The 12,584-nt window shown below is 61.7% G+C and carries 10 protein-coding genes; 2 read left to right on the top strand and 8 right to left on the bottom strand.

The features are described from left to right. Positions 1-247: 247 nt before the first annotated feature. On the bottom strand, positions 248-2,509 hold the full coding sequence (gene bcsA, locus FFK22_RS38620; protein ID WP_186002895.1) for a UDP-forming cellulose synthase catalytic subunit: 2,262 nt from the start codon (positions 2,507-2,509) through the stop codon (positions 248-250). A gap of 242 nt (positions 2,510-2,751) precedes the next feature. Further along, the gene (locus tag FFK22_RS38625; protein ID WP_186002896.1) at positions 2,752-4,011 is read right to left on the bottom strand and encodes a calcium-binding protein; all 1,260 of its coding nucleotides are present in this window, start codon (positions 4,009-4,011) and stop codon (positions 2,752-2,754) included. A 488-nt stretch (positions 4,012-4,499) separates the two neighbouring features. Between FFK22_RS38625 and FFK22_RS38630 the strand changes: the two genes are divergently transcribed. Further along, positions 4,500-5,339: a response regulator transcription factor gene (locus FFK22_RS38630; RefSeq protein ID WP_138888659.1), complete on the top strand. Its 840-nt coding sequence runs from the start codon at positions 4,500-4,502 to the stop codon at positions 5,337-5,339. A gap of 135 nt (positions 5,340-5,474) precedes the next feature. On the opposite strand, the gene FFK22_RS38635 is transcribed toward FFK22_RS38630, so the two are convergent. From FFK22_RS38635 to FFK22_RS38660, 6 genes are all read right to left on the bottom strand, one after another. Next, positions 5,475-5,813, bottom strand: coding sequence for a hypothetical protein (locus FFK22_RS38635; RefSeq protein ID WP_138888660.1), 339 nt, complete (start codon positions 5,811-5,813; stop codon positions 5,475-5,477). Next, positions 5,813-6,394 carry a hypothetical protein gene (locus FFK22_RS38640; protein WP_221939192.1) on the bottom strand — a complete coding sequence of 194 codons (582 nt, stop codon included), beginning with the start codon at positions 6,392-6,394 and terminating at the stop codon, positions 5,813-5,815. Before FFK22_RS38640 ends, FFK22_RS38635 begins: the two co-directional genes overlap by 1 nt. Further along, positions 6,394-8,754: a SpoIIE family protein phosphatase gene (locus FFK22_RS38645; protein ID WP_138888661.1), complete on the bottom strand. Its 2,361-nt coding sequence runs from the start codon at positions 8,752-8,754 to the stop codon at positions 6,394-6,396. The genes FFK22_RS38640 and FFK22_RS38645 overlap by 1 nt, the downstream gene beginning before the upstream one ends. Next, positions 8,751-9,923: a class I SAM-dependent methyltransferase gene (locus FFK22_RS38650; protein ID WP_138888662.1), complete on the bottom strand. Its 1,173-nt coding sequence runs from the start codon at positions 9,921-9,923 to the stop codon at positions 8,751-8,753. Before FFK22_RS38650 ends, FFK22_RS38645 begins: the two co-directional genes overlap by 4 nt. After that, positions 9,923-10,444: a ubiquinone biosynthesis methyltransferase UbiE gene (locus tag FFK22_RS38655; protein WP_138888663.1), complete on the bottom strand. Its 522-nt coding sequence runs from the start codon at positions 10,442-10,444 to the stop codon at positions 9,923-9,925. The genes FFK22_RS38650 and FFK22_RS38655 overlap by 1 nt, the downstream gene beginning before the upstream one ends. Positions 10,445-10,515: 71 nt before the next feature. Beyond that, positions 10,516-11,955 (bottom strand): bifunctional diguanylate cyclase/phosphodiesterase, encoded by a 1,440-nt coding sequence (locus FFK22_RS38660; RefSeq protein WP_221939193.1) that lies wholly within the window; start codon positions 11,953-11,955, stop codon positions 10,516-10,518. Between FFK22_RS38660 and FFK22_RS44145 the strand changes: the two genes are divergently transcribed. Further along, entirely contained in the window at positions 11,929-12,222 is a 294-nt protein-coding gene (locus FFK22_RS44145) for a hypothetical protein (RefSeq protein WP_221939194.1), read from the top strand. The two genes, FFK22_RS38660 and FFK22_RS44145, sit on opposite strands and share 27 nt — an antisense overlap. Positions 12,223-12,584: the final 362 nt, after the last annotated feature.

Raw genomic sequence — 12,584 nt, forward strand, 5'->3', positions numbered from 1 at the left:
GCCGCCGGCAGGTTCATTTGACGCTCAGGAGCCGGCGCCGGGAGTGTCTGCTGCAAACCCGGGACCGGAATGCGATCAGCGCTGCCCGGCGTGGGACGGGGCGCCGTCAATGCCGGTGTTGCGGCGGCTTCGCTCCCCGGCAAAGGGATCTGCTGCGCTGGCGCCGCAGCAGCGACGCCGAAGACCGCGACCGCGGCCAGCCATCCCGATCGGCGTGACGCTGAAGATCTGTGAGCATCCGGCATGGTCAGCTGACCTGCTTGAGTATGGCTGGCTCGCTCTCGGCAAACGCCGGAGGCGCACGCTCCCCGAAGACAAGCTCGTGGCCGCGGATCTCCCGTGCCGGTTCCTTGCGCCGTCCCATCCGGATCAGGAACGGGATCGATCGCACCAGCGTGCGGATTGCGAGGCCAAAGAACCACAGCACGCCGACCATCGTGCCCGGACCGTGCTGCTGCGCCTGCCGGCGCTTCTCCCACAAGGCGCTGTCGGAGAACATGAGGCGGCTGACGGTCGCCACCGCCGACACCTCCTGCTCGGTGACGAAGGCGAGGCCCAGCACCACGGCGTTGCCCTGGACCACACGGTTCCGGACACGGGATCGCACCGGGGCCATGGCCGGGCCGTCCGGGTCGGGCGCCACCCGCAGCGTAACGACATCGCCGGGCTGAATCGCAGCGGTTTCCGGCGTGTAGTCCAGGCGGATCTTCGAACCGGCCATCGAAACGTCCTCGATGCGGGCCCGTTTCACGTGATCCTCGAATTCGATCTGCCCGGCCCGGTCGATCTCGACCCGCGGACGCGACCGACGCTGCCGCCGCTCGCAGACCGCGCCAAGCGCGGCGAACATGATCATGAGATTGAACAGCGCCCACGTGCCGACGACCGACACCACCGTCCGGTCGCCGGGGAATATGGAGAACCGCCAGACCGCCGCGCCCAGCCCCGCCACCAGCAGCAGGATCAGCGCGATGATCGGCCAGGCCATGGGCGAGAGATACTCTTCCTGCAGCAGCTCGTTCTTGGCGGTCACCCGGAAGGTCGGGGATCGCGGCCGCAGCACCACCGACAGGATCGGCCGGATCAGGAACGGTGCCTGGGCGGTTTCGTACAGCTCCGAGATCAGCATCCAGCGCGTCGTCCGGAACTGGAAGTTCGACACCAGGAACACCCCGGCCATGTAGACCAGGGTGTAAGAGATGAACTCCTCAACCGTGGCGCGATAGATCTCCAGCCCGAAGAACAGGTAGAACAGCGGTGCGATCATGAAGATCAGCCGCCCGAAGGGAAAGAACCAGAACGCGCTGCTAGAGAGGTAGCAGAGCCGCTGGACCAGGCTGAGGCCGCGCTTGAACAGCGGATTTTTCAGCAGGAAGATCTGCGTCATGCCTTGCGCCCAACGCGACCGCTGGCCGATGAAGCTGGCAAAAGTTTCGGGCTGCAGGCCGGCTATCATGGCATGGTCGATATAGAGACTGCGCCAGCCGCGGGCGTGCAGATCGATCGCCGTCTCGGCGTCCTCGGTGATGCTGTCCCCGGAGAAGCCACCGGCTTCGTCGAGCGCTTGGCGCCGCAGCAGAGCCGCGGAGCCGCAGAAGAAGGCCCCGTTCCACTTGTCGAGACCGCGCTGGATGAGGCCGTAGAACATTTCGTTCTCCGGCGGGATGCGGTGCGACAGCCCGAGATTGCGTTCGATCGGGTCGGTGTTGATGAAGTAGTGCGGCGTCTGGACCAGGAACAGCTTCCGGTCTTCGGCGAAGTAACCGACGGTCCGCTCCAGGAAATCGGCCGACGGCACATGGTCGGCATCGAACACGGCGACCAGGTCGCCGGAGGTGCGGGCCAGGGCGGAGGACAGGTTGCCGGCCTTTGCGGCGATGTTCTTCTCCCGGGTCAGATACCGGGCGCCGAGCTGGCCGCAGAGCCGCTGCAGCGAGACGCGACGCTGCAGCGCCTGGCCGGCGATCGTCGGGTCGCTGTGATGGACTCGCTGGTCGGTGCCGCCGTCATCCAGCAGGTAGACGGTCATTTTGCCGGCCGGGTAGCGGATCTGGGTAGCCGCTGCGACGGTCACGGCGAGCATGTCGGCATCTTCGTTGTAGGTCGGGATGAAGATGTCGACGGTCGGAACCAGCTCCGGCTTGACGATCGGCTTCGGCGCGCTTCGCCGGATCGGGTCCGATGTCACGAAGACGCTGAGGAAGAACATCCCGACGGCATAGAGCTCGGCGGCGAACAGCAGCAGCGCGGCGATGAAGGACGGAATGTGGTCCGGCGACGGCAGGGTGTGGAGCGAGCGCCACATGATGTAGCGCAGCACGATGAACGCCCCCAGGATCAGGAACACCAATCGGCCATATCCGCGAACCCTGAGGGTCTTCAGCGCCACCATGGTGCCCAGGATCACGAGGCCGCTCGCCAGCTGGGTCGATGCGCTGACATTGATCGCGCCCAGGACCGCCGCCGCCACGAACAAGACGGCCCAGACCAAGAAGAGGATGGCAGTCAAACGTCTCTCCATCAAAACGTCGAACGGCAAGAACGGTCCAGGCTGCAACTGTGTCGCCCCGCCCAGGAAATCCGCGAGGCAGAACTGAAATCACCAGGCACGGACGGGGTGTCGCGTGACTCCGTTCCCGGGACTCGAGCAAACCACTAAAATCCGGATTCGCAGCGTCTTTGAGTGCATCGCCCGGCACGACCAAGGGCTTAAAGTTACCCTGCTATGGTAACTAGATTTCGCACATCGATCTAGAACATGAAGTCGGAGGCGACAAGGGCGGGGTTGCCGATGAGGGTGATGTGGAAATCGGAAGTACCGTTGCCGTCGACGTCGCCGGCGATCGTGGTGACGCTTGGGCTGGTGTTGACAGCGCGCAGCTCGCCGGCGTGATGGGTGAACAACCCCGAGCTGATGAAGGTGAAGGCTTGGTTGCCGGCAATCGCGGTGTTGGCATCGATCGCCGACAGGTCGATCTTGTCGCCCTGCGACCGAGTGAAGTCGGTGATCCGGTCGGCACCGGCGCCGACGACGCTGTCCCCGACCGCGCTGAAGACGAAGGTGTCCGCATCGGCGCCACCGGTCAGCTGGTCCTGGCCGATCCCGCCTTCGATCCGGTCGTTGCCGCGCCCGCCGTCCAGCAGATCGGCATCCGTCCCGCCGGAAAGGAAATCGTTGCCGTCTCCGCCCTGCAGCTGGTCGCGCCCGGTGTCACCGAACAGGCGATCGTCCCCGGTCGTTCCGAAGAGCTTGTCCTGGCCGGCATCGCCGTAGAGCTGGTCGTTGCCATCGCCGCCATCGAGCCGGTCGTCCTCGACGCCACCCGACAGGGTGTCTGCGCCCAGCCCGCCCGAAAGCATGTCGTTCCCGGCCTCGCCATAGGCGATGTCGTCACTCGCGCCACCATCGAGCGTATCGCTTCCGGCGCCGGCATAGAGTCGGTCAGCCCCGTCGCCGCCAACGATCTGATCGTTGCCGGCCTCTCCATACAGTTCGTCGGAGCCGGCCCCGCCATCGAGCCGATCATTCTCCACGCCGGCATAGATCTTGTCGTTGCCGGCACCGCCCGACAGGCGATCGGCCCCGGCCTCGCCATAGAGGCGGTCGTCGCCGTCGTCTCCGGACAGCGTGTCCGAGCCGGTGCCGCCATAGATCTGGTCGCCATCGGCGCCGCCGAAGAGCGTGTCGTTGCCGGCATCTCCGAAAAGTCCGTCCGATCCTGCGCCGCCATGGGAGACATCGCCGCCAAGGCCGCCATACAGCAGGTCCGAGCCGATCCCGCCATCAAGCAGGTCGTTCCCGTCCTCGCCGAACAGGCGGTCACTCCCTGCCTCGCCGTAGAGTCGGTCATTGCCGACCCCGCCATAGAGGTCGTCGTTTCCGGCACCGGCGAGGATGCGATCGTCCCCGAGTCCACCGTAGAGAGGGTTATTGCCGCCGAAGCCGACGATCTCGTCGTTGGCATCCGTGCCGTAGGGCCAGGAGGCTTCAGCTTGACCAAGGATTCTCATTTGTCGGCATCCGCGTGGAAGTACGCGAGGCATATATTCATGGATTATATAAAATGCAATCAAAATTGATCGGACCACGCCGGCCGAGGACGCAAGGGATTTGTACTGCGGCACTCCGAGCCGCTTTCTCGTTGACCGGTTCTGCGAAAGTCGGCGTCATCGTGTCCGCAGGATAGCTGAAACTGCGCACTTTGGCCGATGCCGATTTCTCGAGCACCGCGGCTGCAGCAGCCAAATTGGAGTATCCGGCATAACTCAACTGGAGCATAGGGCCTAACCCAAATCATATCTAAAATTTTATGCAATTTGCTTGATCTCCATTAATTGATTATGCTTCATATCCTAGCCGTCGGTCCACGGTCACGCATGTGATCCAAGGCTCGTCGGGGAAAATTCTGTCGCAACTGCATATCTAATTATGAAGGCCATAAACTCGGTCAAACCGGACATATCGATAGCATCTGAAACAAACTCCGAGAGTGATTGCCATGATCGCGTACAGAGGCTCCCAGCCTGCTTCGACCTGCGACATCGTCCATGAAGAGGCCCTCCCCAATTCCCAGGCCGCGCACGAGGCCCACCTCTCGGCGCACGGCGCGGTCGAGGCACTATCGTTGACGCCACGACCGGACGGCGGATCGCCGCTGATTTCGATCATCGATCCCCGCACCCTCGGTCGGGACATCCTGGCACGGGCGCTCGAGGCACCGGAATGCGGGTTCCGCAGCCGGGCATTCGCCTGCCTCAACGACTGGCTGCGGAATGACCAGATCCGTGGCGACACGGCAGCAATCCTGCTGGGCATCGGCGCGACGGACGCGGATGATCCAGGCTTGGCAGAGGACCTTCAACTGCTGGCGCGGGAGTTCAGCCACATCCCCGCGATCGTGATGGGAGACATCGAAGACCCATCCCAGGTTCTCGGCATCCTGAGCCATGGGGCCCGCGGATACATCCCGACCAGCGTCAGCCTTGCCGTCGCCATTCAGGCCATCTCGCTCGCCCGGGCCGGCGGCCTGTTCGTGCCGGCCAGCAGCCTGATGCAGTCCGAGCAAAGGTCGCCGGAAGGATCCCGAACCAGCCCCCCTGCGAACCAGTTGTTCACGGCACGGCAGGCCGCGGTGGCCGATGGGGTCGCCAGGGGCAAGGCCAATAAGATTATCGCCTATGAACTGAATCTCTGTGAGAGCACGGTGAAGGTTCATATCCGCAGCATCATGAAGAAGCTGCAAGCCCGGAACCGCACCGAAGTCGCCTTCAAACTCCACAACCTCGCACCTCGACGGATTGCTCCCGTCCCGGCTTGGCCGTCCGAGATGAACGCCTGATTGGGCCGGCGGAGCAACATAGCCTATCAACCGCAGATAGGACCTGGCTTTTACTTTGGAGACAAGCATGCGTCGGAACGCACATGCAATCCGCGCCCAAAAAAAGCCGAATCATCATTCCCATCATGCCGATTGTCATTCAATAAGTAGATCCAATTCTGGAAGCAATTTCTTCAGATTTCTCAGCGATTTCTTTTGCCACGGAATCTGATCAGAACCCTTTATTATAAGATGGACATTCTCTCTTTTTCTTACTTCAATCGTAAACTTGGCAATCATATTGATTCCCGACGAATTGAGATACTCCAGGTTGCTCAAATTCATAATGATCGACGGAGTCGCTCGATCCAAAACGTCAATCATCAACGCATAGATCGGGGCGTATGCTTCGCCGCCGGCCAAGCGCATCATGCCTTCGAGGTGAACCTCGGCTCCTTCCGACCAGGCATGAAAATCATTGGTCTTGATTTCCATCAAATGTAACTCCTGGTGTCCGTCATATCCGCGGTCTCGATCGGCAGCGCCGCACAGGTCTCCAAGCACACCTCCTCCGAACGATCAACCGCTTCGAAGGTCCACGCAAGCCTGACGCCATAGTCACTCATCAAGGTCAGCAGCCCGAGGCCGGATTCGGCTCTCCCGGATTGCGCATTGCGCTCGATCCTCTCAATCAGCAGATCGGCCGCATCACCCGCCATGAGTTCCGGCAGAAGGGACTGCAATCGCACCGCCGAGCCCGCCGCCATCCTGTTCCAGGTCTTGATGGTGAACCACCCGTTGGCGATCGCAGCCTGAACACCGATGTTCCCCGACGACTTGAATTTCACGGCGTTCTCGAGCAGCTCATTGGTCAGATAGGCCACGCTGTGCCGGACATCTCGGACCTGCCGAAAGGGCAAATGAACCCGGAGCACGCACAGGTCGCTGATGAAATCGGATGTCGTCGCGCAATGATGCCAGCTGAGTTCCAGCGGGCCATCGAAAAGCTGGAGTCTGCAGATCGATGCGCCCTCCTCGATCGTGATGTCCTGCGAGCCGATCATCTTATCAGACATCACCTGTGCCTCAGGACGACGAGAGTGATGTCATCATGGATCTTCTCATTGCCGATATAGGCGAGAAGATCGCCAATGACTCCTGCTTTTATGGCTTCAGCGCTGTTTTTTCGACGATTAACGACACTTGTGCAGAGTCTCTCGACACCAAACATGACGCCATCTCCATTAACCGCTTCGGTCACACCATCCGTATAAAGCACTATCAAATCGTCTTTCGCGAACGAAAAAGTTTTACTGAACACAAATTCAGATATATCCGGCTCCAGACCGACCGGAAATCCCAGATCAATGGTATCTAATACTTCGATTTTCCCACAAGACCGTACCACAATTACATCCTCGTGCTGACCAGTCACGACCACCTCCGGGCCCGCGACGTCGAGAAACGCCAACGAGAGATGCTTTTCGAAGCCGGTGCGCTCGACATTCTTGAAGATCGCCCGATTGACATGGCTGAGGAAAACCCTGGGATCGCTCTCTCCCGCTTCCTGAAGCGCGAGGGCTACGGACTGCACCATCAGCATCAGCACACCGCTTTCGAGGCCATGGCCGGTGACGTCGCCGATGCCGACCTTGACCCCTGCGCCGTTGCGCAGCACGTCGTAGTAATCGCCTCCCACCTCGTCGGCCGGCTGCATGAAGGCGGCGATCTCGATCTCAGGAACCGCGTCCAGATCGCTCGGCTTCGGCAGCACCATCTGTTGGATGTGGCGGGCGACTTCGAGCTCGGTCCCCAACCGGACGTTTTCGTCGGCCAGCTTCGCATTGAGGCCGGAGATCTCCTCATTGGCGCGTGCCAGTTCGGCCGTTCGTTCCTCGACGAGTTGCTCCAGATTCTCCGTATGATATCGGATCTCCTCCGCCATCCGGTTGAAGGCCAGCCCGACCTCACCGACCTCGTCGCGCGTCGGGATGTCCACCCGGACCGAGTAGTCCTGCGCCTGGAGCTTCCTCGCGCCTTCGGCCAGCGCGCTCAGCCCTGCGGTGATCCGCTTGGAGATGCCGACGATTGCGCCGAGCACCACGGTCATGCAGAGCAGGATGGCCGCGACTTGCCATTGGATGATCCGGTTGGTCGCCTGCGAGATATCCTGCTGGGCCGCATGCAGCGGAGCATAGATCTCGCTTTCCGGCACGACGATCCCGACGGACATCGTCTCCGAGACGACCGGGCCACCGCTCCAGAGATTGACCGGGCTGAGTGGATAAAGGGCGACCACATAGGGCTTCGGGGTTCCGCCCTCGTCGAGCACGATCCGGCGAACCGCGCCGCCGGCCGCGTCGAGGGAAAGGGACGCCACCGCCGGGTCGGTGCTCTTTCTCAGCGAGCGGTCGACGCCTGTGACGCCCTGGCCGGCGGCATCACTGGACGCCACCAGGCCGAGCGTCTTCTCGCCGGCCGATCCGATCGCGAGCACGTTGCCGTTCGACATCGCCAGGAAGCCGAAGCCGGTGTCTGCGACCCGGACGCTCTTCACGATCTCTGCCAGCTGGTCGAGGGTGATGTCCGTCCCGGCCACGCCCGCGACACGCGAATGGTCCCGGCTGGCAAGCGGTCGGAAGAAGCTGACGATCAGCTTCCCGGTGATCGCATCGGTATAGGGCGCGGTCATGGTGATCTCGCTGCCGACCGGCCGTGCGCCGGCATCGGCCAGCCACCGTTCCCACGACTCGTACAGCCCTGGGAAGAAGAAGGTCCAGAAATCCGATGTGTTATGCCCCGGATAGAGCCGATCGAAGGTCTGGGCCTGATCTGTATAGGGAACGGTCCTGAAGATCGGCGCCTCCTTCGGGCCGATATAGTACATCTGCAGCTTCGGCGAGCCGGTCGCCATCAGGCTGGGAGCAACGAGGTCGATGACGGCGCTGTTGTCGATTTCCGTTTGCGCCGCGGGCGAAGGTTTGTGATCGGGCCCCAGCAGATACCCCCAGACGCTGACCACGGATGGCGACCCCGGACGGTTCTGGGCCCACCCCCCCGTTTCGTCATACACGACCGAAGCGGCGCTTGGATTGACGCGGATCATCGTCTCCCCCACGGCGATCTGCTGCCCGGGGTTGCCGATCTGCGATTGCAGGACGTCCGCAAGCGCGTTGACCTCGGCATGGACTCGGTTGATGAGCAGGTCGGCATCCCGCGCCGTGTTGACGGCATAGGTGCGCATATACTCTTCGGTGGCCTCCGTGAGGCCTTCGCCGACCTGCACTGTGGCATCGCTGGACAGGCGCTGCACGTTCCACAGGGCGAGCCCGCTGCTGAGCAGCAAGTCGAACAGCACCGCAGTGCCGACGACCACAATAAACTTGGCGCGAAAGGAGCGAAGCCCGAGAGCGGGCAGGCCGGCCGCCACCCTCATGCGGGCTTCTGTCCGGAGGCGACCCAGATCGGCCAGCCGGCATATCCTTTGGGGTGAAGGGCGGCATGGATGTGGTCCCGGAATCCCTGGCGGAAACGCTCGGTAAACTCCGGCGAGTCGCCGCGCCGCACGGACATCTCGCCCGCATAGACGTTTTCCCAAGCGGCGATCATGTCGGCGAAATCTTGCGGGTCTCCGTCGAGATTGGTCACCATGAACGATTCCATCCGAATATCGTGGAACCCCGCATCCATCAGATAACGCCGGCTTTTCGGGCCAAGCTCAACATCCATCTCAAAGTATTCAAAAAGCTTGGCAACCTCATTATAGGTCCACTGGATGCTGCGCGCACGTGGTTCACCGAGGCAATGAGAATTCTTCTCATTGGAAATATAAACCCGCCCACCCGGCCGGCAGATTCTGAACAGCTCTTTCAGAATCATGTCGGGCTTGTTGAATATCTGCAGGGAGTGCCGACAGGTCACGAAGTCGAACTGGTCGGGATCGAGAAGCATTTCCGCGGCATCGCCATAGGTATACTCGATGCCGTGTATGCCAAACTCTTCAGCGACCGATCTTGCGTAGGCCAGGCTCGATTTCGAATGATCGAGCGCCACCAGCCGGGACGGCGCGAATTCCCGCTGCGCCAGGACGGCGAAGTCGCCAATGCCGCAACAGATGTCGGCCATCGACATGCCTTCTTTCAGCCCATGGCGCGGCAGAATGGCCCGCTCGTGACGCCACGTCATCCTGGTCTGGGTTCTCAGGATCGGGATGAACCCGCCATCCTCCAGAAAGCTTTGGCCCGGATAGAAATGCCCGTCATACTCATTGACGGAGATCCGCGGCTCGACCTGCCTCAGGCGGCCGAACTTTGCGGTGGCCCAGCCCACCACGCTGGAGGTCACGACGACGATCTTCAGCTCCGGCCGGACGCGACAAGCCTCGACCATGGCTCGCGCCAGGATACGGAAGCCGGTGTTGTTCAGCCGGGCCAGGCGCTTCACATTGACGTAGAGGGTTCCTCTGACATGACGGAGGGCGCGGTCGAACACGACCATGCAATCAGCGATCTCGCTACCCGCTTCCGGCCGGACCGTGCCGGACAGCGAGAACTCCTGATTGTTTTCATCATACCGTGCGGCGAAGGATTGCGACGATCCCAGCATCAGACGGACACCTGATCTTCGAGCCGAAGGTCAACGGTCAATCTGACCTGCTCCTCATCCTCGGACTTCGCCGAGATGTCGGCACCGTAGTCGTGCGCGAGTTCGAGCAGGCCGATTTCCGGACATCCCCTTTCGTCGGACATCAGGGCGTTCAGGTATCGCGCTTCGGAGCCGGGGCCGGACAACTGCTCGACCGCCTTCAGCAGGAATCGGCCGTGGGACGGCGCGCACGGAATCTCGATCTCGATCCGATCCACGGCCCCTCTCCGAAGCACCCTGCATGCCACAAGGCCCCCGCCATGATGGCTGCGATAGGCGAGTTCCAGGAGCTCGTTGATCGCCGAGGAGAACAGGTTGGAATAGAGGGTCGAGTCGGTTCGATTGTGGCTGACGGCCCGCGCGGCGTAGCTGGCGACGTAGCTGCATTGGGCCCAATAGGCGGAAAAGGCTCGGGCCGTCATCGCCACCTCGATCAGGGGCTCAAAGCCCGGCGTCGGTGTCGCTTCAGAACTGGTCCTCATGCCATCCCCCGCTGCTGTCAGAAGCCAATCCAGTCCGGCACCACTCCGCGCCGGACGACGGAGAGATCATGTCACGCCACCGCGCCATGCCGCGCCCGTTGAATGAACTCAATGGCGTCGCGGTTGCTCAGTGGGGGGGCGATCAGAAATCCCTGCAATCGGTCGCAACTTTCCCTGGCCAGCCACTTCGCCTGGGCATCGGTCTCCACGCCTTCGGCCGTGACCATCATCCCAAGACCGTGGGCGAGCCCAAGGATGGAACGCACGATCGTCTGGCTCTTCGGATTCACCTCGAGATCGCGAATGAAGTACTTATCCACCTTCAGTCCGCTAAAACTGAAATCCTTGAGATACCCCAGCGAGGAATATGACGTCCCAAAGTCATCCAACAGCACCCTGACCCCCAACAGGCCCAGCGTATGGAGCGTATCCAGATTATCCATGGTTTGCTCCAGCAAGACCGTCTCTGTGATCTCGAATTCCAACCGCTCGGGATAGATGCCGACGCGGTCGAGAATTTTCGCCACATTGTCGGTGAGCATCCCGCTCCTGAATTGCGCCGGAGACAGATTGACGGCGATATTGATCGTCGATGGCCATTCCAGCGCGTCGGTGCAGGCCTGCTCCAGCACCCACTGACCGATTTCATCCATGAGGCCGTCGGCCTCCGCGATCGATATGAAGGCGCCGGGCGCGATGACCCCGGCGTCCGGATGACGCCAGCGAAGGAGGGCCTCGAATCCGACCACCGAGACCGGGAGCCTTACCAGCGGCTGATATTCGACGAAGAGTTCGCCGTGTTGCAGAGCCTTGCGGAGATCGCGACGCAGATTCTCCCGGCTCTCCAGAAAGAGCAGCATCGCATTGTTGAAGATGCGGGCCCGTCCTCGCCCCTCGCTCTTTGCGGCGTAGAGAGCAATGTCGGCGGCCTTCATCAGCTGTTCCGTGCTGGAGCCGTGCTCGATCCCGAAGGCGATCCCGACGCTGGCACCAATGAACACCGGTATGCCGCTGATCTCGAAAGGCGCCCGCAGCCGCGAAATGATGGTTTCGGCCAGCCGCTCGGCAGCCTGAGGCTGTCCATCGGTCATCTGGATCACCGTGAACTCGTCGCCGGCATAACGGAAGCCGACGGCGTTCCGGTCCAGAGCCTCCTCGATCCGTCGCGCGACGAGTTGCAGCAGAGTGTCGCCGGCGCCGTGCCCCAGCGTATCGTTGACCGCCTTGAAGTCGTCCAGGTCGATCTGAAGCAACGCCACACCCATTTTCGACCGGCCGAGCCCCACCAGGATCTCCGCAAGACTGTCGCTGAACACTCTCCGGTTCTGCAGCCCAGTCAGGGAGTCGCGGGTGGCCCAATGCAGAAGCGTATCCGTCTCTCCACGGTCCGAGCTTCCCTCCCGCTTCGTGGTTGGCTGAACGATGATCCCGAAGCCTGCACCGGTCCGGAACACATGCGCGTTCATCCGGACCCCGGTGGCCGGATGGGGCATGTCGATGTCAAGTGCCATGCCCACCTCGCCAAGCTCGAGCAGAGCATCCCGAACCGCTGGATCGGCGAATTTCGGCAAAATATTGCAGAGCGCCGCCCCTGGCTCGGCGGCCCGAGGAAAGGCGTTCAGGAACCCGCCGCCAAGGAGTACGAGGCGCAGGTCATCATTGCAGAATGCCACAAGTTCCCGGCTGTGGTGAAGCCAATCCGCCAGGCGGGTACGGTCGGCGCTAGCGCTTGCGAGGCCGAGTTCTTCATCGACCAGCCGTTTCCAACGCTGGATTAATGCACGGCTCTTCCAGGATCCACGCAATCTCATGTCTCCCTTCCGCCGCTTGGAAATCAACGTCTTAGCGCAATCAAATTCAACCAACCAAGTCGCTCAAGACGTCGACATATCGACGTATGCAATTACTCTATGCAATATAGAGTGAAGCTGGTTTGACGTCCAGGTGCTGGAACCTCGGACTTACAGAATCCCCCGCGCTTCGCCCCGTCTGTGAGAACCCGCCCTGACAATTCTGAAGTTTTTGTCGGGCAACTCGCGTTGTGAAGGCCACCGATACGATCTTCGCGCGTGTCCAAGGCTGCGTGACAGACCGCGCCGGAGGGATCGTGTCCCGCCGGGTGGTGTAGGAGCTGTGGGTA

The sequence above is a fragment of the Mycobacterium sp. KBS0706 genome, from assembly GCF_005938675.2.
Classification (GTDB): domain Bacteria; phylum Pseudomonadota; class Alphaproteobacteria; order DSM-16000; family Inquilinaceae; genus Inquilinus.

Bases quoted from the DNA above. Each gene is read 5' to 3' on its own strand.
- FFK22_RS38625 (WP_186002896.1), bottom strand. From the start codon at position 4,011: ATGAGAATCCTTGGTCAAGCTGAAGCCTCCTGGCCCTACGGCACGGAT.
- FFK22_RS38630 (WP_138888659.1), top strand. From the start codon at position 4,500: ATGATCGCGTACAGAGGCTCCCAGCCTGCTTCGACCTGCGACATCGTC.
- FFK22_RS38635 (WP_138888660.1), bottom strand. From the start codon at position 5,813: ATGGAAATCAAGACCAATGATTTTCATGCCTGGTCGGAAGGAGCCGAG.
- FFK22_RS38640 (WP_221939192.1), bottom strand. From the start codon at position 6,394: ATGTCTGATAAGATGATCGGCTCGCAGGACATCACGATCGAGGAGGGC.
- FFK22_RS38645 (WP_138888661.1), bottom strand. From the start codon at position 8,754: ATGAGGGTGGCGGCCGGCCTGCCCGCTCTCGGGCTTCGCTCCTTTCGC.
- FFK22_RS38650 (WP_138888662.1), bottom strand. From the start codon at position 9,923: ATGCTGGGATCGTCGCAATCCTTCGCCGCACGGTATGATGAAAACAAT.
- FFK22_RS38655 (WP_138888663.1), bottom strand. From the start codon at position 10,444: ATGAGGACCAGTTCTGAAGCGACACCGACGCCGGGCTTTGAGCCCCTG.
- FFK22_RS44145 (WP_221939194.1), top strand. From the start codon at position 11,929: ATGGGGCATGTCGATGTCAAGTGCCATGCCCACCTCGCCAAGCTCGAG.
- FFK22_RS38660 (WP_221939193.1), bottom strand. From the start codon at position 11,955: ATGGCACTTGACATCGACATGCCCCATCCGGCCACCGGGGTCCGGATG.